Below are 18,406 nucleotides of genomic sequence, written 5' to 3'. Positions count from 1 at the left end.
CCGGAGGCGATGTTGTATTCACCCTGCGGCAGGGTCCCGGCGGCATCGCTGGCCAGCCGGCCCGAGTAACGCAGCGAGGGGAAAGTCGACGAGCTGGTGACGTTGTAGCCCACGGCAATATTGCCGGAATTGTCCATCGCGATACTGCCCATAAAACGGCTGTCCGCGTCCGGCGCATAGGTGCCTTCCTGGAATACTGACCAGCCGCCACCGCCGCTCTTGCGCAACTCAAACCAGCGGATGCCGCCCTGATCCGATCCGCTGACATCAGTAACAAGATTACCAACCAGCGTCTCGTGACTACCGAAATTACGGTAGATGAGCGGGAACATCACTATTTCGCGCAGCGGGTCAAGCGTGGTGCCGGAGCCGGGCTGCGCGAAGCAGAAGAAAGAGGTAAAGCCGCACAATTCCGAATCGATCTCGGCGATTGGAATTGCAATGGGTCCGGTAAACGTGCTGTTTCCGGGTGTCACAAAATCCACATCAAACTCGAAAATCTCGAGATAGTCTTCAGTCGCGTTTGCGCTGCCTGAATTGTGCGCCTCATCGTCGCGGTGACGCATGAAGATTCCCGGTGCGCCGGCGGGCGGCGCCTGGAAACCCAGCGTATTGGCGGCCTGCAGCGCCTGGAAACCAAAAGCTGCCAGAGAAGGCGCGTCAAATTTTACGAAGGTTGCGGGCAACCCGTTAAGCATTGCTGCACGGTCGATGGCGTAGGCCCGGGGCACGGATTCATTACTACTGATGTAGTAGGCGTCCGGCCATACCGCGTACTTTGGGTAATCCGGAAAATTGATGGCGGCAATTTCATAGCCATACCAGGTACCGGCAGTGGGGTCGCCGGTCTGCGAGACGTACATGCAGATCCGGTTGCCCGACGAGGAAAACTCGCTCAGAAACCAGCGCCCGGCAAGCCGATCGTACAGTACAACCGGGTCACCCAGTCCGCTGGCACAGCTACCACCATCAGTCCACAGGGATTCAAGCTGGAAGCTGGTAGCGATGCTGCCGTTTACCTTGTTGTAGATGTTTACGGTGGTGCCACCACCGTTGACCATCTGTATGTAATAGTCGACGCCGACATCACCGACCGTGTCCGGCGGGTTGGCACCGGTAAAACCCTGCCCGTCAAAATTCAGCGAAGGGATTGAGAAAGCGCGCGACGCACTGCCGGGCTTGGCACGCGACTGCAGTGCAACCAGCGGATCACTGCCGGCAGTCTGCGCCCGTGCTGCTGCCTGCTCGGCGGGATTGGCCTTGCCAGGCCGCACCTTGCTGCGCTTGGGAATTTCCTTGATGGCATCACCGGGGCGCCATGCCTTTTTCGGTTTCAGCTTCGCCATGTCCACGGTGAGCTTGTGCGCCGGGTAGACGCCCAGCAGGTCGGCACCGCGATAGACCTTTGGCGCCGGCCGGACTGCCGCCGGGGCGCGCTGAGCCTTTTTCGCTTCGGTCATGTGCTGTCCGTTCCTGGCGCTTGCACCGCCGGCCAGGACCAGCAGACAGCTGACGCCGGCCAGAATCGCTTTCTGGAGTGCGCCAGTGGCTGGCGTGCTCGCCGGCACACCTTCAGGTGATGTACTCATTTCCCATATCCCTCAAATATTAAGGAGTTGTCACGGGCAAGGCGGCCAAGCCGGGCCGCTCGCTTCTTGTCGTGCTTTATTGTTTTCGCTACAGAAGTATAGACCACCGTCCGGGCCGGCCGCACTTAACATTAATACGCGCGGCCATCGCTATCAGTCGACGTTGATCGTGATGTCACCGCTGCTGCTTCGTATATTCAGGGGTATATCGCCATCACCGAGGACAATTTGCTTCTGGTCCGACACCCGTTGCCTGCCGGCCGCGACACCCTCCGCTGGTCTGAAATCAATCTTGCCTGCGCTCTCCAGGCCGAGTGTGGCACTCACGCCGGCGCCCAATATCACGCTGACAGGGCCGCTCTCAGTGCGTATTTCGCTCGCGCCGGTGTACTCGCTGACGGTAACGTCGACGGCCCCGTCTCTGGTGGCAAGATCGAAACTTCCGGTGGATTTGTAATACAGTTCGCCGCTTGTCGTTTTGGCATTAAGAGCGCCGATGAAGTTCTTCACCCGCAGTGCGCCGTCGATCGTTTCCAGGTCCGCAGTCGTTTGAGGTGGCAGCAGGACGGTGACATCGATACGACCCGCAAAGCCCTGCTGGTAGTCACCACCGAACTCAGCACGGACGGGGTGCTGATGATCAATTTTCAGCTCGAACCTGCCATTGTTGTCCACTACGGCGATTTCCGGTGCGGGTTGCCAGTCAGTGAAGGTCTGGATCTGTGCGCTGACAATCAGTTCTCCGGTGCCTGATTTGCGGCAGCGAATGTCGCCATACGGATTACGCACGCGCAGTGAGTCACCGGCATTCATCGGGCCGTCCCACTTGAAAGACGTCAGGCGAAACTCCTCGGGGATCGCAGGTTCATCGCCCGCTACAGGATCGCCCGCTGACGAGGATGCAAGATCCAGCGGCAAGTCAGCCGCCGGGGTTTCAGCCGAAGGATCGGGACCGGCCTTGTCATCAGCACAACCCGCAAAGAGCACGACCAGTAAAAGGCAGGGCAACAGTCGCAGCATCAGAAGCTCCGCAGCATATCGGCGGCCGATTATAGCCGTCCCGCTAGAAAACCGCTTCGAGCCTGATACCCAGACTGCGTCCGGGTGCATCGATGCCTGAACCATGCTCGCGGTAACGCCGGTCCAACAGGTTGTCCAGCCGCAACTGAGCAGAGAAGCGCTCGTTCAGGTCCCAGCCGGCACGAACATCGGCCGATGCCCAGCCGGAGGTGCCGGCAGGATCGATACGCGGATCGTCGATATCGCGATCGCTCAGCCGGTCCTGTTCGGCCGCGAACCTGACAGCGGTTTCCAGCCACCACCGGTCACCGTGCCACAATACGCCGAGCCTGCCGTTAAGCGGCGGTATGCGATCCGCCGGCTGCGTCAATCCGTTTCCTTCCTCGCCGTAGGTGTAATTGAGCGTGCCGGAAAATTCGACACGACCGTCGCGTGATACGACGCGGCCGCCGGCCTCAACGCCCCACAGGTCTACACTGGCGGCGTTTTGTGACTGCACTACCGAGCGCCCTTGTGAGTCGGTATCACCGGTAAGTACCGAAGTGATCTTGTCGCGATAGTCGGCACGCCAGGCTATGGCCTCACCAATGAAACGGCTGCCGGCAAACTTGATACCGGCGTCGACCGTGATGACCTCCTCCGGACCGAGCGCAGGGTTGGCAATGTTGAAACGATTGCCGGGACGTGGCCCAAGGGTGCCCAGGTCAAAAATATTCGGCGCCCTGAAACCGCGGCCGATGTTTGCCACAAGGCTGACACGCGGCGCGACCACCAGCACGGCACCCAGGTTTGCCGTGAGGTCGTCGACGCTGACCTCTGCGCCAATACCGCGATCTGCCGGTGGTAACGATACGTCTACGCGTGTGTAGCGGCCACCAACGTCGAGTGTTAACCGGTCGCTCGCAGTAAATTCGTCATGCAGGTACAGCGCGAGGTTATCCATGGTAGACCCGTCAGGGAAGCGGCTGCGTATGCTGCTGACGCTGCCATCGCTGATATCCGTTGCGGTTCGCGAACTGGTCACTTCGTCAAAATATGCCTCGACCCCGGAGGTCAGCCGGTGATCGCCGAACGGAGCACTGCGTAACTGCGCGGACAATCCCAGCAACTCACTTTCATTGCGCTCACGACGCAAGGAGGTGCTCCCGAGGTCACGAGTACGGCGATCATCACGCATTGCCTGCAGTCCGAAATGCATTTCCAGATCGTCGATCAGGCGACTGACATTGCGCCACTGGTACCGGGCGTGAGCGAACAGGCGCTGGTTGGGCTCAAAGCTGAATTCGGCCGAGGCCGGCTCCGTCTGGCCAAAGCCTGCAACCAGCTCGTCGTGCCGCGGCGTACCTGGCTGGCGAAGATACTGCAGGTCAAACAACCATTCGTGATCGGCCCCCGCTGCCAGGCGCAGAGCCGCCCGGCCGGCACGTGCCGTATACGAGGTGTTTGTCAGCCGGGTATTGTCGCCGCTGCGACGGTCGCCAACATCCTGGTAACTGGCGGCAACCAGTGCGGCTGCTGTTTCACCGCTGCGCGCAACACTGAGGTGAGTGGTGCCAACACTGTCGGCCGAGCCGTAATCGAAGAACAGCCGGCCGCTCGTGACCGGAGCGACGCCGGTCTGCGGCAGCGTGCTTACCAGCTGCACGACGCCGCCCATCGCGTCCGCCCCGTAGAGCGAAGGCGATGGCCCGCGCACTGCCTCGATCCGTTCGAGAATGTTGGGATCGACCAGCGCCAGGTACTGGTTTGGTGCGTTGCGAAAAAGCGCGTTGTTCAAACGCATGCCATCGACCAGGTGCAGCACTTCCGAGCCCTTCAGACCGCGGATGATCGGGATACCCTGGCCCGGCGTGGTCTGCTGCACGAACGCACCGGTCACACCGCGCAACAGGTCTACGGCGATAACCGGGGCCTGCCGCTCAAGCTCATCGCTATCGATTACGGTCACTGCCGCGGGAACCTCGGTCGTCGACTGCTCGACACGTCCGGCCGTGACCTGCACTTCTTCCATGCGCCCTTCCTCCAGCGCCTGGGTAACGCCGGCAAGTAAGGCAGTCAGCAAGAAAAAGAGGGTTAGCCGCATTAGTGTAGAGTCAGCTGGTTCGCCGAAAGAGCGGCAGATGATATCTGATAAGACGCGCCAGGTGCGCGGTCGGAATCAGTGCAGGCGGGAGAAGTGGTAAACGCGAACGTCTTCGGCGGCGACGTCCAGATCCTCGGCCAGCAATTCGGCTACATCGTCAAAATTCAGCCCGTGCATCGACGGGTGGATTTCCACTACGCCGCCCAGTTCGCGACAGCCGTTGGAGGTGCCGTTCTGCAGGATAAAGCAGGCGTAAAACTTCGTCGTCATGGCGCAATACCATACCGGCCGGCCGGGTTTTTCTCTGTGAGGCAAACCACAAAAACAAGAATTGATCTGCGTGTCGGAATTTCTTACAAGGACGCCGTGTTTGTCACAATGTTAAGAAGTTAACCCCCTATTCTTAAAGTGTTTTTCCGAGTTGGCAGGGTTCTTGCTTTATCTGGTCAGCGTAGGTCCTGATCGTTGCTGAGGTTGGATCTGGAAGCAGATAAAAACAGCATGGACCGTTCGCGACACAAACAATAACAGCGGCAACAACAAACTTAACAAAAACAATAAATTCCAGACCCCGCCTCGGCGGGGTTCTTTATTTCCGGCTACAGGCCGCTGACCATCATCTGCGGGGTGAGCTCACACATCAGCTCAATCAGTGGTCGCGGGCGCTCGATTCCGTAGCCCTGCCCGAAAGTTACGCCCAGCGTCAAAAGGCTCTGTCGGATTTCGTCGTTTTCGACAAACTCGGCGATAGTCTCCAACCCCATGACAGTGCCGATCTGCGTGATAGCCAGGACCATGGCCTCAGACACAGCGTCCTCAGCTACCCCCTGTACGAAGGCACCGTCAATCTTCAGGTAGTCAACCGGCAGCGTCTTGAGATAGGCGAATGAGCTAAGACCGGTGCCAAAATCATCGAGCGCAAACCTGAAACCGTGATTCTTCAGCGCATCAATAAATCGACGCGCCCGCTCCAGGTCAGCTACTGCCGCAGTCTCGGTAATTTCAAAGCATATACTTGAAGGCGGAACACCTGCCTGCTCCACTTCTCGCGTAACAAACTCAAGGAACGCGCCATCGCCAATTGACTGCCCGGAAAGGTTGATTGCCCACACGTTGCCTTCCCGTATGCGGCGCGGCAGGTTGGCCGCCAGCGTCTTCAGCGTATTTCGCAGCACCCACCTGTCGATCGCCGGCATCAGGTTATAGCGCTCGGCCGCCGGCATGAACTCGTTGGGGCCCAGTATTTGCCCGTTCTCACCACGCAGCCGCAGCAGTATTTCGGTATGCGGCGTCTTGCTGCTGTCCTGCAGCGGCGAGATACACTGGCTGTAAAGCAGGAAGCGGTCCTCGCGCAGCGCATTGTGCAGATGACCAACCCACTCGACCTCGGCGCGCCGCCGCATCAGCATCTTGCTGTCGCGGTCATAGACCTCCACCCGGTTACGCCCGTTCTGCTTGGCGACGTTACAGGCAACCTCGGAGGCGCCAACGACGCTGACGATACTCTCTGACTCGGGCGCCATCGCTGCGACGCCGATACTGACGCTGACGTCGAAACGCCGCTTGTCCCAGGTAAAGCCGGCCTTGCTGATCGATTCACGTATCTGGTTGGCAATTTCCTGCCCACGCTCGAGCGAGCAGTCTGCCATCAGCACGCCAAACTGGTCGCCACCGGTACGGGCGATAATGTCACTGTCACGCAGCTGTTCGCGAATCTGGGCGGCTGCACGGCGAATCAATTCGTCGCCGGCATGATGACTACAACTGTCATTGACGATATGCACACGATCCATATTTATGTGTAGCACGCAATGCTCAATGCGCTTGTAGCGCACAACATACAGCGCTGTCTCGAGGTGATACTCAAAGCCGTGCCGGGTCATCATGCCGGTCAGTGAGTCGTAATTGACCTGGATAATTCTGGCAGCCTTGCGCGACATCACCCGCAGCAGCTTCGCGTCGCTGGCACGAAAGTCGGGGGTGTCCTTGCGGTTGGCGATGACCAGTATGCCGATGACGCCGCCGTTCTCGTCGAAGACCGGGTCGGCCATAAGCTTGCAGTCGAGCTGTGGCAGCGGCGGCAGACCGGCATCACTTTCCAGGTCATTAAGGACGACCGCGTCTTTCATGAACACGACGCGCTCGTAGAGTTCTGCCGTGGCCGCAGTGAGAATATCGTCGACGCCGGGAATCGGCGTTTCATTGTTTCCCTGTGAAGTAATTACCTTGCGGTCGCCCATCACCAGTGCGACCAGGCCCGTGTCGAGGAAGCGGCCGGTGTTCTGAACCAGCTTGCGCAGTGCATCCTGGCCCTCGTCAAAGTACTTGACGTTGTCCTCGGTAATGTAAATCAGGTTGAGTTCTTCGTAGCGCTCACTGAGTTCGGCGGCCATCGCGTCGAGCTCCATCAGGAAGCCACTTTCTCCGGCAACGCACTCGGCGACAATTTCCAGGGCCTCACTGGCGTCACCGCAGTCCTCGGGCATCAGCACGGCCAGCGTGCCGGCCGCCGGATCTGCTGCATCGATCCGCAGTGTGCAGACCGCAATGCCATCGGTAACCGGGCGGCACTGCATCGAGGTGTCGCGGGTTGCCCAGCCTGCTTCAGACTCGTTCAATACGGCCACCGCACGGACGCAGGCATTGAGGTCAGAGCAATCACTGCTCCAGCGTCGCAGACCGGCCGAATCACATACAGAAAATCCAATCGCCGACGGCAACAGCCGGCGCATAAGCCGGCCATATCGCTCCAGATCGAAGTCCCTGAATTCCATATTCAGCGAATGCGCTCCTCACCAACCAGCGTATCGGCCATTGAATCACCGGCAAAGAAACTATCCAGTTCGCTTAGCAGGGTGCGGATACTGACAGGTTTGTCGAGCACGATTACCCGGTCCATCGCCTGCGCTTCCCGCCTTGTCTGCTCTTCAGCGCGACCAGTCATGATGATGGTTGGCATATCGCGGTGCGGCAGCTCGCGGCGAATCCGACGACAAAGGTCCACACCGCTTATGGTCGGCAGCGTGGCCGCAGTGATAAATGCATCGGGTGGCTCTTGCGAAAGCAATTCCCAGGCGACCTCACCATCAGTTGCCGTCTGTACACGGTAACCGGACCGGCTCAGGGCGAGACGCAGCATCCGCGCCAGGTAGGGCTCATCTTCGGCAACGATGACTCTCTTCATGAGGTTCACACTTCATCAGTTCAGCAGGCGACGAAGTGTGGCATCTGACAGCACGGACTGCCGTGATCAGTCTCTCACCCAGCAACTTGGAAACGGGTGCTTTATGTCAACACTGAAGCATTATTGTGAAAAATAACGCGCCAGAAACTCCTCGAAACTGATTGAATCTGCTGCTTCGATTTCACGCTGGCGCTGCAGAGACGCCTCAGCCATTTCGCTGAGCTGCTGGCGTCGCTCGGCACTGATACCCACCAGCTGACGGAAATAATCACTGTGCGCTGTCGATGTGCGTAGTGCGAACTCGTAGAACGACTCACTGTTTTCACGCATCTCTCGAAGCACTCGCGCTGATGGCGTGAGCTCCGGATCCTGAACGCAATTCATCTGTTCCCGCAATGCGGCGACGTAATCAGCATTCCCGGATTGCGCATCGAGCAATTCAGCCACCGGTATCATCTGTTCGCATAACTCAGTTGCCCAATCGCGCAGCGGACTCAGACCCCTGCTCCGCTGCAGCATCAGGCGCGGGTTTCGCCCATGCCGGGCAGTCTCCAGCTGATTGCGATCAATCCGCATTTGCTCTGCAGCGTCAATTGGCGGGCTGTCGTGCAGCGCGCAAAATGCCAGCATGATCTCTAGAAACCGCAGCTCCTGCTGGTTGACACCAACCGGGTCAAAGGGGCTGACATCAAGGGCGCGCACCTCGACATACTCAATGCCACCGCGTCGTAACGCATGCGACGGTGTTTCACCACTCCATGCCACGCGCTTGGGTCGGATCAGACTGTAATATTCATTCTCAATTTGCAGGATGTTGGCGTTTAGCTGGCGATATTCACCATCAACCACAACGCCAATATCACGATACGGCGGATGCACTGTGGCAGTGGCGTATTCCAGGCCAGCTATGTATTCCTCCAGGTTATTGACCGGTATCTGCAGGCTCGACTGAACCTTGTTCTTGTAGCCGACATCGCTCATACGCAATGTCGTCGCGTTGGTGCCAAAGAGCGTGCCGTCAAACTCCTCCAGATCAGCCTCGCGGCCACGCAGGAAACTGCTGCAGGCGGCAGGGGAAGCTCCGAAAAGGTACAGCGTCAGCCATCCGTAGCGACGGAAATTGCGGATCAGGCCAAGATAGACTGCAGATATCCAGTCGCTGCCCCGGGCGTTCTCGCCTTCGGCCTGCGCCAATTCATCCCAGAACCGGCGCCCCAGCGAAAAATTGAAATGCACTCCGGCAATCGCCTGCATCATGCGGCCGTAGCGATGCCCGAGACCGCGGCGGTAGACGGTTTTCATCATTCCCACATTGGAGCCGCCGTACTGCGCGATCGGGATATCGTCGTCACTGCTGACCGAACACGGCATGCTGGCGCACCACAGCATTTCATCCTCAATCTGCTCATAGACGAACTGGTGCAGATCAACCAGGTTCTGCAACACGCACCAGGTCTCGTTGGCTGGCGGTGTCACCAGTTCGAGCAGAGCTTCGGAATAATCGGTGGTTATGGAGCTGTGGGTGAGCGCGGACCCCAGACCGGCCGGGTGCGGCGTGAGTGCCAGGCGCCCGTCAGGTCTGACCCGGAGACTCTCCTTCTCGATACCGATCTGGCGGCCGGACAAGGCCTCCCCGCTGAGCCGCCCCAACCGCCGCACGAGCGTGCCGTAATCCCCAGTAGCCATCGCTGGCACTATCCACCACAGGCCCGACGGGCGCAAGGGCTGAAAACCTTGAACCACGTCTCTGTCAGCCTGCCCCGATTCGGCTAGTCTTGCGGCCATTCTCAGCTATCACGACAGACCTGTACGAATGGGCGCACGAGTAGTTACGACGATATTTTTTCTCTCCTTTGCTGCGGCTGCCCGCGCCGATGCCATTGGAGCCCTGACCGCGGTTGGCAATGCGCGCTCGTGGGCAACCGTCAGCATTCTGCTGTTCCTGCTGCTCGCCCTGAGTCTTTCAGTGCTGCTGGGAGTCCGCCGCAGCCATCGTACGATGGAGAAAAAGTTTGTCGAGATGGAGCGCGTATTGTCGCGTCATGAAAAGACCGAGATGATCCTCAAGGAGGCGCACGAGGAACTGGAGGTTCGGGTTCGTGATCGCACTGCTGACCTGGAGATGTCCTACCACAAACTCAACCAGGTAAGGGATTCGCTGGCCGCAGCCAACGATCGCCTCATTTCACTGGCGCGCGTTGACGAACTGACCGGCATTGCCAACCGGCGCCAGTTTGACGAAACACTGAACATCGAAATCAAGCGCAACATCCGTGCCCAACGACCAGTATCACTGATACTTGCCGAGCTTGATTTCTTCGGCCATTACCGCCGCACCTATGGCCGTGATCGCGGCGATGAGGCTTTCAAGAAAATAGCCACAGCAGTCAGCCGCACATTCAAACGCGCGCCGGATGTCGTTGCCCGCTATGACGACCAGAGCTTCGGCATTATCCTGCCGGCTACCGAAGTGCGTGACGCGATGCGCTTTGCCGAACGCATGCGCCAGGTCGTGTTCCAGCTTTGCATTCCGCATAGCGAATCAGAGGTGGCCGACCGGGTCACCCTCAGTGTCGGTATTGCCACCATGCAGCCCGACAAGCTATACCAGCCAGCTGACCTTGTTGCTGCTTCCACCCGGGCGCTCGACGCCGCCCAGCAGCATCACAATGCTATTGAGTACGACGCGATTCGATCCGAGCCTGTCGAAGCCTGACCGTCAACCGGCCGTCAGCAGCCGGACGATCCAGTAAGCAAGAATCATCCATTGCGCCAGAAAAAGCGCGAACCGGAGCAGCACCGCGTAATGACTGGTTGACGCGAGATGCGTGGTTGACTGGCCGATACGCGCGGCCAGAAACGGCAGCGCCAACGGATCAGTGACACCGTTGCGCCCCATCACCAGCGCTACCAGTATCACCGCGGTAAATATCGGCAGGTTTTCAAAGCAATTGGCGTGGGCACGGCACAGCCGGTTGGAAAACGGCGACAGGTCGCTGCCGTCCGGGCTGAACTGGTTGGCGGCCCTTTTGCCGGCCAGCACAAGGCCCGAGCGCATCAGGCCTATTCCCAACAGCAGCAGCATGGTCCACGCGGCATAGCCCAGCAGGGCCAGTACAGAATTACTCATCGCTTTCCCTCGGTAACTTACGCTACAGTCTAGCGGGCAGCTGGTGCCAGACCCAAAAAAATCCCCGGCGAACCGGGGACAAGTTTGGGGGAGGGAGGAGCTGTTGCTTACCAGTGCCAGCGCGAGAACCAGCGGCTGCGCTTGAACTTTTTCTTGTAGCGCGGCGGCGGCGGGGCAAAGCCGCGGTCATCCCAGCGGTCATTCCAGAGGCGGTTGCGACGGTAGCAATCGGCAACACCCTTCTCACACAGCGTCTCGCGCCACTCGTATTTCATGAAGTAGCGGGAGAAGGCGCGTTTTTCGGCCTCGAACTCCACCCGCACTGACGGTGACCACTGGTCGTTCCCGTAACCGGTACCAGGCTCATCGAAAGCACGGCCACCCTTTTCTGAAGCACGCGGCGCAGACTTGCCGGACTTGTAGCTGCTGTCTGACTCGTAGCGGTCGTCGTCACGCTTGTTATAGCTATGCGGGCGATAACGCTGCTTCTCGCGGAAGGCTGCGACAGAAATCACGCCCATTGCGGAGTAGTCGCCGAATGCCGCCGAGTATGAGTCTTCTACATCGGTAAAATAAAACCGGTTTACCCTGTTGCCTGAAGTACGCCAGCCGCTGTAGGTAGCGGATTCGTAGGGACCGAGAATGTACATCCGCTCGTTGCTGCGCAGGTGCGATTTCTTGCCCGAAATTATGTTGCGGCCATCTACCGCGATCACCAGGCCAATGCGCTCACCGCCGCGGTTGCGCACACGAATGCTGTAGTTTTCCTGCGGCACTGCCTCCAGGTATGCACGGAAGGTGTCGTCGCTGGAGCTGCGTAACGGGTAGGTCTCAAAATGACGCCCGCGATCAGAAACGACATCGATATCGACTTCGTCTATTGCATGGCTGTCGTAGGCGCCGGCTGCGGTACTCAGGGTGAGCAGTGCAGCGGTGTATATCAGTTTTCTCATCTTGGTCTCCTCTGGCTGACCATGGCTTGCAGTCTGCCGGGGCAGCCCTGAATCAGCCCTTAATAAAGACTGAATCGGGACTGAATCTCCCCGTCCTGATTGTTTAAACGACGAGTCAGGGTGAACGGGGTTAATCGGGTTGCCGGCGTGGGCGTATGATGAGGTTATGAAGGCAATGGTCCTGGCAAAGACCGGCACACCGCTGCAACTGCAGCAACGCCCCGTCATGCAGCCGGGTCCAGGTCAGGTTCTGTTAAAGGTCATGGCATGCGCTGTATGCCGCACCGACCTGCACCTGGTCGACGGGGAGCTTGCCGATGTTTCAACGCCAATCGTGCCGGGGCACGAAATCGTGGGCACCGTCGTTGCCTGCGGCGATGGCGTCGCAACGCAGCCCGGCACGCGCCTTGGCGTGCCCTGGCTGGGCTGGAGCTGCGGCAACTGCAACTATTGCAGCAATGGCAGGGAAAACCTTTGCGATGCCGCGCGCTTTACCGGCTACCAGATTGACGGCGGTTATGCCGAATATGCGCTTGCCGATCACCGTTACTGTTTCGCCATCCCCGACGAATACAGCGACGAACAGGCCGCCCCGCTGCTTTGCGCCGGGCTGATTGGCTACCGCTCGCTGGTTATGGTCGGTGATGCCAAACGGCTCGGCCTTTATGGCTTCGGCGCGGCAGCTCATATTGTGGCGCAGGTCGCACGCTACCAGGGTCGCGATGTCTATGCCTACACCCGGCCCGGAGATGCCCGGGCCCAGGAATTCGCGCGCGCTGTTGGCGTCAGCTGGGCAGGTGACAGCACCGACACGACGCACGAACTCGATGCGGCAATCATTTTTGCCCCGGCGGGCGAACTGGTTCCGCTCGCACTGCGCGGCGTGGTCAAGGGTGGCATCGTGGTTTGTGGCGGGATACACATGAGCGATATTCCGTCGTTTCCCTACCAGCTGTTATGGGGCGAACGGACTATCTGCTCGGTAGCAAACCTTACCCGGCGCGATGCACAGGAGTTTCTTGCGCTGGCCCCGAAGGTTCCGGTACAGACACGTGTAACCAGCTTTGCGCTGGAGCATGCCAACGAGGCACTGGCACAGCTGCGCAGCGGCCTGCTCGACGGTGCCGCGGTGCTGGTGCCCTGAAAGCGTCTTCCATTATCTTTTCAATTTGCTCTTACGGGAAAACGACATGACAGACAAACCATCTACTGGCTCCATCGGCTGGATTGATCTCACGGTTGAGAACGCAGATGAAGTGCGGGACTTCTACAGCGATGTGGCTGGCTGGAAGGCAGACAAGGTCGATATGGGGGATTACTCGGACTACATGATGTCACCGCCCGGCGGCAATGCGGTTTCCGGGGTGTGTCACGCGCGCGGTGGTAATGCCGACATGCCTGCGGTATGGATGCTTTACATCGTCGTTGACGACCTGGATGCAAGCATCAGCAGCTGCAATGCCCGTGGCGGCTCGGTAGTGGCCGGTCCGAAGACCATGGGTGACGCACGCTACTGCGTGATTCGCGACCCCGCCGGAGCCATGGCAGCACTGTACCAGCCGTAAAACCTGAACAGCTCAGTTCAGCCTGGGTTCATGGCTGCTGCGGTGAAATAGCGACACTCACTGGAAAATACCTTCGAGGTCGTTATGAACCGGAGCATCTCCGGCCTTTGCCGCCTGCTTTTCGTGCTGACCCTGACCGGGCTCGCCCTGCCTGTAGCCAATGCCACTGCCGCTGCCACTGATGCCCGGGTCCGGGCTGCGGCTGGCTTTACATCCGGGCATGCCGGTGCTGATCGCTTTGCCACAGAGCTGCTGCAGCTGACTGACGTCGTGCCGCGCACCAAGACTGCGCCGGCCGGCAAGCAGTCGGCAACGACGACCGAGAACGCATACTGCTGTGCCTACTATATTTATTCGGCGCGGACTGATCTGTTCGATGATTTCGATGGCGACGGCTTTTACAGTTACCTGCGCGTCACCCTCGACATCGACACCGATCACTTTGATGCCAGTCTCTACCTGCGCGTGTTTTTGCGTGGTTCCGACGGCATCTGGGACGAAATTTTCGAGAGCGATGTCTTTACTATCTACGGCAACTCGGGTCTCGACGACTATGCGGTCGAGAGCGAGCTGTATGCCGGCTTTCCGGCGGATTACTACGATGTGCTGGTTGAGGTCTACGATGCCTACAGCGGCGCGCTGGTAGTGGAACACGGTCCACGAGAAGCTGCGGCCTTCAGCCTGCTGCCAATGGAAGACCTGGCGCTCGATGCCCGCAACCTGCCGCCGACCGCCTTTTCCAGCGGTGGTGGTGGCTCGCTGGGCTATGCGGCGCTGTTGTTCCTGCTCACAACGGCACTGTGGCGCAGTTCAGTGCGCCGTAACCGCGCCGGCACCGTAAAGCTCGGCGACCAGGGTCGCCGTTAAGTCGGTGCTGCTATTGGTCCACATCAGGCAGTAATCCTGGTCCGCGGGCACGATGTACTGGCCTTTCTCGGCAGCAGTTTCGTGCTCGGGAACAGGAAAGAACATTTCCTCGTCAACATGGTAGTGAAGATTGAAACCCAGTGGCCTGCTGGCCTCAAAGCGATAAATAACCACGTCGCCCGCTGCGGATTCAAAACACAGCTCCGTGACCTCACCGGGCCCGGCGGCCAGTTCAAAACGGGTCTGCGGTGGATCCGGATCACCCGCGCGACTGCAGGCTGCCAGTACGGCCATCAGTAGCACCGCTGTCATCATCCTGCTCATGGATGCTCTGCGCGCCAGTCCCATGGCGGCTGTCTTTGTTGCCCTGGCAAGCCCCACAACCCTGCATCGTCGCGACGCGCCAGTTTTTCGCTTGCCAGCAGCTTGCGCTCGTCAGTGTAACGACGATAGACCCAGGCATGGCCCTGGCGAATCATTTCGGCGTTTACATAAAGGTCGTCGTCGGCCCGGTAGACTCGTGCAACGATTCGATCGTAGCGATCGGTCTCGACCGGATCGATACGCAGCATGCGGCCACCGATCAGTTTATCCAGCGCTTTGCGCGCCTCGGCCGACCATGGCTGTGCTTTCTCCGGCGCATCGATACCGTACAGCCTTATCTCGATTTCGTTGCGGCCACGCTTGACCAGAAAGCTGTCGCCGTCGTAGACAATCCCGGTGCGGGCCTCGAATACCGGCGCGCCTGCCCCGGCGTCCCAGCATGCGGAAAGCAATAAAAAAGCGCTGCACGCGATGAACAATCTCATCGCGACATCTTACGCAATAAAAAGCTGCCGGTGTTATTCCGATTCGAGCTCGTGAAGCTCTTTTTTCAGATCGTAGTGCTTGTCGGTAACGATGCGCTCCAGCACAGCGATCCGCTGCTCCAGTTTGCGAAAGTCGCCCAGCCGGGCCTCCAGCCGCGCGTTGAGCTCGCTGCGGTCTACCTTGCGGTTGGTTTTGAGCCAGGTGTTGATCACGCCGGCGCCGCAGGATACTGCGACGATAGCGACCACCATTGTGAATACATCCATCGCTTATCCCGTTTTGTCGAGTTCATTGAACTGCTGGTCGAGTTCGTAACGACTGTCGGTCACGATTCGTTCCAGCACGGCGATGCGTTTCTCCAGTTCAGCGATGCGCTGCTCGCGCTCACCGACTTTTCCCTGCAATGACTGAATCTTGCCCTGATTTTCGCGCAGCAGCTTGATGTAATTGTTAATCGTAATGCCGCCGACGATACCGACGACCAGAATGATCGCAAAGATCAATTGTGCAATTGTCTGCATATACCCCCCTGATTAGCCACGAACCGACTCGTCCTCCAGATCGCGAAACTCGCGATCGAGATTGAACCGGCGCGACGTTACGTATCTTTCCATACGCCTCATACGCTGGTCGAGCTGGCGAAAACGATAGCGTACATCGGAAAATGTCTCCGCCGGCGACTTGCGCAGCTCCTTCCAGAACTGCTCTTCCTCGACATCCTTGTACAGACCTTTTGGCCGGATCGGAACCATGAAACCCATCACGATATAGACGATTTCGACCAGCGGAAACCACACCAGGCCGGCGACGATGGTAAGGAACCGCACAAAGCACAAGTTGATGCCAGTGTAGTCGGCAATGCCGGCGCAGACACCAAAGAACCTGCCACGGTCAGGGTCGCGATAGAGTCGGCGCGGGCTGGGATCGTTCCTGTAACGGCTGTTCATCGGTAATCGTGTTCTCCGGTTGATTCTTTGCGCCAAAAACGCGCCTCGTCGTCACGGCCCTGGTAGCTGAGCGGGCGCTCGCGCAGCAACAGGCCAAGCAGGATGTAAATCACCGCAGTCGCTGTCGTAAAGAACAATAACGATACCACTGCCAGCACGCGCACCATCCAGACTTCGAAGTCAAAATACTCTGCCAGGCCCGAGCACACACCGATGATGATCCCGGTCTCCTTGTTGCGGTACAGCCGCCGGGTCGGGTTGCGGGTCAAACGGGTCATACTTTTTTCCTCCAGTCAGGGACTTCGTCGTCCAGAATCGTTTCCATGGCATTGATGCGGCTTTCCATTTTCTGTGCGTTTTCCCAGACTTCCTCGAGCATACGCTCATCGGCGTGGGTCAGCGCCTTGGTGGAGCGCCAGCGCGTCACGTAGTGCCCGATGATAAGCAGGGGCAAAACGACGGTAAGAAAGATAATGCCGAATATTTCATACATCGTTGCTGCCCGTTACGAGTTGGCTGGTGTCGATGACAGCCGCTTTTTGAGGTCGTTAAGTTCTTCCTCGACGGATTCATCAGTTTCCAGGCCGACAAATTCGTACGACAGGTCCTTGCTCGTCCCCAGGTCGTAAGATTCGATCCGCCCTTCCAGGTCGTCCATGCGACGCTCGTACGCCTCGAAGCGAACCAGCGCATCGTCGATCTTGCCGTCGTGAAGTTGCTTACGTACTTCCAGCCGCTTGCTGGCCGTTGCATGACGCATGATCAGGGCTTTCTGGCGCGTCTTGGCATCGCCAAGTTTTTCCTGCAGCCGTGCAAGATCATCATTAAGCTGCGACAGACCCTCGTCGATGGCCTGGTAATCACCCCTTACCGCAGCGATCGCTTCGCTGATCCGGTGCTTCTCGGCGATAGCGGCTTTTGCCAGGTCGTCGCGCCCTTTGCTGACGGCCAGCTCTGCCTTGCGCTGCCACTCATTTTCCTCGCGCTCGTATATTTCAAGCTTGCGATTGAGTTCTTTCTTGTCAGCGATGGCGCGTGCCGCCGAAGAACGTACCTCGACCAGCGTGTCTTCCATCTCCTGGATCATCAACCGGACCATCTTCTCCGGATCTTCCGCCTTTTCGAGTATGGCGTTGATATTGGAGTTCACGATGTCGGTGAAACGCGAGAAGCTGCCCATTCTGTCTACCTCTGGTGTGTATGTTGTCTCACTGTTAACCAAGCATTTTCCGTGCCAAGTCGGGTCGCGTTACATAAGCACCTGATTAGATGATGAATTTTTGTGACAAGCCTCCTGACTTGGCTCAAAAAAATAGGTTTTTTTCGCTAATAATTAGTTTATTACGCTTTTTCTTGGTAAAATACACTACATGAGTACACCCATTAGCAATATGCCATCGATCATCGGCTCCGCGCCGGCTTTTGTCGCCCTGCTCGAGCAGGTGTCGCAGGCCGCCCCGATCTCGAAGCCCGTCCTGACCATCGGCGAGCGTGGAACCGGCAAGGAACTGATCGCTCCCCGGCTGCATTACCTGTCCGGGCGCTGGGAGCAGCCGCTGGTTAAGCTGAATTGCGCATCCCTGACCGAAGGCATACTCGAGTCGGAGCTGTATGGTCACGAAGCCGGCGCCTTCACCGGTGCCGCCAGCCGTCACATCGGGAGATTCGAGCGGGCCGACGGCGGCACGCTATTCCTGGACGAACTGGCAACCGTCCCGCGGCGCATGCAGGAGAAGATCCTGCGAGTCATCGAATACGGAGAATTCGAACGCGTCGGCGGCAGTGAAACGATCCAGGTCGATGTCCGCATCGTCGGTGCGACCAATGAAAATCTCCCGGTGCTTGCGCGCACCGGCGCGTTCAGGGCCGATCTGCTGGATCGCCTGGCATTTGACGTTTTTGTCATACCACCACTGCGGGCACGGCGGGAGGATATCATCACGCTGGCGGAACACTTTGCCCTGACAATTACTTCCGAACTGGGACGACCTTACTTCGCCGGATTTTCCGACAGCGCGATCAGTATCCTGCTGGATCACGAATGGCCCGGCAATGTGCGCGAACTGAAAAATGTCGTCGAGCGTTCTGTTTATCGCTGGGAAGATCCGGCGGAACCGGTCGCCGAAATAAACCTGAATCCGTTCGACTCGCCGTATCTGCCGAAAACCCGTGGGCTGACACTACCGACCCGACGTGATGTCATATCGCAACCCGTTGCCGCGCCAGGACGCAAGACCCACGCGCTACCACTGGAGTTC

The 18,406-nt window shown here is 58.6% G+C and carries 22 protein-coding genes; 5 read left to right on the top strand and 17 right to left on the bottom strand.

Translation table 11 applies throughout. The features are described 5' to 3' along the window. From HKN06_13520 to HKN06_13490, 7 genes are all read right to left on the bottom strand, one after another. On the bottom strand, window positions 1-1,589 hold a 1,589-nt coding region (locus HKN06_13520; protein ID NNF62331.1), incomplete at its 3' end, for a hypothetical protein. A 153-nt stretch (window positions 1,590-1,742) separates the two neighbouring features. Continuing rightward, window positions 1,743-2,609: a hypothetical protein gene (locus tag HKN06_13515; GenBank protein NNF62330.1), complete on the bottom strand. Its 867-nt coding sequence runs from the start codon at window positions 2,607-2,609 to the stop codon at window positions 1,743-1,745. Window positions 2,610-2,652: 43 nt separating this feature from the next. Continuing rightward, window positions 2,653-4,671, bottom strand: a complete 2,019-nt coding sequence (locus HKN06_13510) for a TonB-dependent receptor (protein ID NNF62329.1) — start codon at window positions 4,669-4,671, stop codon at window positions 2,653-2,655. Between the two features lie 96 nt (window positions 4,672-4,767). Then, window positions 4,768-4,962 (bottom strand): hypothetical protein, encoded by a 195-nt coding sequence (locus tag HKN06_13505; GenBank protein NNF62328.1) that lies wholly within the window; start codon window positions 4,960-4,962, stop codon window positions 4,768-4,770. Between the two features lie 329 nt (window positions 4,963-5,291). Continuing rightward, window positions 5,292-7,466, bottom strand: a complete 2,175-nt coding sequence (locus HKN06_13500) for an EAL domain-containing protein (GenBank protein NNF62327.1) — start codon at window positions 7,464-7,466, stop codon at window positions 5,292-5,294. 2 nt (window positions 7,467-7,468) lie between these two features. Beyond that, the gene (locus tag HKN06_13495) at window positions 7,469-7,876 is read right to left on the bottom strand and encodes a response regulator (GenBank protein NNF62326.1); all 408 of its coding nucleotides are present in this window, start codon (window positions 7,874-7,876) and stop codon (window positions 7,469-7,471) included. A 120-nt stretch (window positions 7,877-7,996) separates the two neighbouring features. After that, window positions 7,997-9,562 carry a glutamate--cysteine ligase gene (locus tag HKN06_13490; protein NNF62325.1) on the bottom strand — a complete coding sequence of 522 codons (1,566 nt, stop codon included), beginning with the start codon at window positions 9,560-9,562 and terminating at the stop codon, window positions 7,997-7,999. 127 nt (window positions 9,563-9,689) lie between these two features. On the opposite strand from HKN06_13490, the gene HKN06_13485 reads away from it, so the two are divergent. Then, the gene (locus HKN06_13485) at window positions 9,690-10,592 is read left to right on the top strand and encodes a diguanylate cyclase (GenBank protein ID NNF62324.1); all 903 of its coding nucleotides are present in this window, start codon (window positions 9,690-9,692) and stop codon (window positions 10,590-10,592) included. A gap of 3 nt (window positions 10,593-10,595) precedes the next feature. On the opposite strand, the gene HKN06_13480 is transcribed toward HKN06_13485, so the two are convergent. Together HKN06_13480 and HKN06_13475 are read right to left on the bottom strand one after the other, a co-directional pair. Continuing rightward, window positions 10,596-11,006 carry an MAPEG family protein gene (locus HKN06_13480; protein ID NNF62323.1) on the bottom strand — a complete coding sequence of 137 codons (411 nt, stop codon included), beginning with the start codon at window positions 11,004-11,006 and terminating at the stop codon, window positions 10,596-10,598. A 107-nt stretch (window positions 11,007-11,113) separates the two neighbouring features. Then, window positions 11,114-11,959: a hypothetical protein gene (locus tag HKN06_13475; GenBank protein NNF62322.1), complete on the bottom strand. Its 846-nt coding sequence runs from the start codon at window positions 11,957-11,959 to the stop codon at window positions 11,114-11,116. Between the two features lie 166 nt (window positions 11,960-12,125). Here HKN06_13475 and HKN06_13470 point away from each other — a divergent pair, with 166 nt between their 5' ends. The 3 genes from HKN06_13470 to HKN06_13460 all read left to right on the top strand — a co-directional run bounded on the left by HKN06_13470 (window position 12,126) and on the right by HKN06_13460 (window position 14,391). Continuing rightward, window positions 12,126-13,103, top strand: a complete 978-nt coding sequence (locus HKN06_13470) for a zinc-dependent alcohol dehydrogenase family protein (protein NNF62321.1) — start codon at window positions 12,126-12,128, stop codon at window positions 13,101-13,103. A 46-nt stretch (window positions 13,104-13,149) separates the two neighbouring features. Then, a complete protein-coding gene (locus tag HKN06_13465; protein NNF62320.1) occupies window positions 13,150-13,524 on the top strand; it encodes a VOC family protein in 375 nt (124 codons plus the stop codon). An 84-nt stretch (window positions 13,525-13,608) separates the two neighbouring features. Beyond that, window positions 13,609-14,391, top strand: a complete 783-nt coding sequence (locus tag HKN06_13460; GenBank protein NNF62319.1) for a hypothetical protein — start codon at window positions 13,609-13,611, stop codon at window positions 14,389-14,391. On the opposite strand, the gene HKN06_13455 is transcribed toward HKN06_13460, so the two are convergent. Genes HKN06_13455 through pspA form a run of 8 tightly spaced genes read right to left on the bottom strand, consistent with a single transcriptional unit; the run spans window position 14,335 to window position 17,328 of the window. Continuing rightward, window positions 14,335-14,715 carry a hypothetical protein gene (locus tag HKN06_13455; protein NNF62318.1) on the bottom strand — a complete coding sequence of 127 codons (381 nt, stop codon included), beginning with the start codon at window positions 14,713-14,715 and terminating at the stop codon, window positions 14,335-14,337. The genes HKN06_13460 and HKN06_13455 overlap by 57 nt on opposite strands. Next, window positions 14,712-15,200 (bottom strand): thermonuclease family protein, encoded by a 489-nt coding sequence (locus tag HKN06_13450; protein NNF62317.1) that lies wholly within the window; start codon window positions 15,198-15,200, stop codon window positions 14,712-14,714. The genes HKN06_13455 and HKN06_13450 overlap by 4 nt, the downstream gene beginning before the upstream one ends. A gap of 33 nt (window positions 15,201-15,233) precedes the next feature. Next, window positions 15,234-15,467: a hypothetical protein gene (locus HKN06_13445; GenBank protein ID NNF62316.1), complete on the bottom strand. Its 234-nt coding sequence runs from the start codon at window positions 15,465-15,467 to the stop codon at window positions 15,234-15,236. Between the two features lie 3 nt (window positions 15,468-15,470). Beyond that, window positions 15,471-15,722, bottom strand: a complete 252-nt coding sequence (locus HKN06_13440; GenBank protein ID NNF62315.1) for a hypothetical protein — start codon at window positions 15,720-15,722, stop codon at window positions 15,471-15,473. Window positions 15,723-15,734: 12 nt separating this feature from the next. After that, window positions 15,735-16,148 (bottom strand): envelope stress response membrane protein PspC, encoded by a 414-nt coding sequence (pspC, locus tag HKN06_13435; GenBank protein NNF62314.1) that lies wholly within the window; start codon window positions 16,146-16,148, stop codon window positions 15,735-15,737. Next, complete coding sequence (locus HKN06_13430) at window positions 16,145-16,426, bottom strand: PspC domain-containing protein (GenBank protein NNF62313.1); 282 nt, start codon at window positions 16,424-16,426, stop codon at window positions 16,145-16,147. Before HKN06_13430 ends, pspC begins: the two co-directional genes overlap by 4 nt. After that, complete coding sequence (gene pspB, locus HKN06_13425) at window positions 16,423-16,641, bottom strand: envelope stress response membrane protein PspB (GenBank protein ID NNF62312.1); 219 nt, start codon at window positions 16,639-16,641, stop codon at window positions 16,423-16,425. Before pspB ends, HKN06_13430 begins: the two co-directional genes overlap by 4 nt. 12 nt (window positions 16,642-16,653) lie before the next feature. Then, window positions 16,654-17,328, bottom strand: coding sequence for a phage shock protein PspA (gene pspA / locus HKN06_13420; GenBank protein ID NNF62311.1), 675 nt, complete (start codon window positions 17,326-17,328; stop codon window positions 16,654-16,656). 211 nt (window positions 17,329-17,539) lie between these two features. Here pspA and HKN06_13415 point away from each other — a divergent pair. Beyond that, on the top strand, window positions 17,540-18,406 hold an 867-nt coding region (locus HKN06_13415), incomplete at its 3' end, for a sigma 54-interacting transcriptional regulator (protein ID NNF62310.1).

The sequence above is a fragment of the Gammaproteobacteria bacterium genome (assembly GCA_013003425.1).
Lineage (GTDB): Bacteria > Pseudomonadota > Gammaproteobacteria > Steroidobacterales > JABDKV01 > JABDJB01.
The sequence above is the reverse complement of the archived record's forward strand: the minus strand, read 5'-3'. Positions and strand labels throughout refer to the sequence as shown.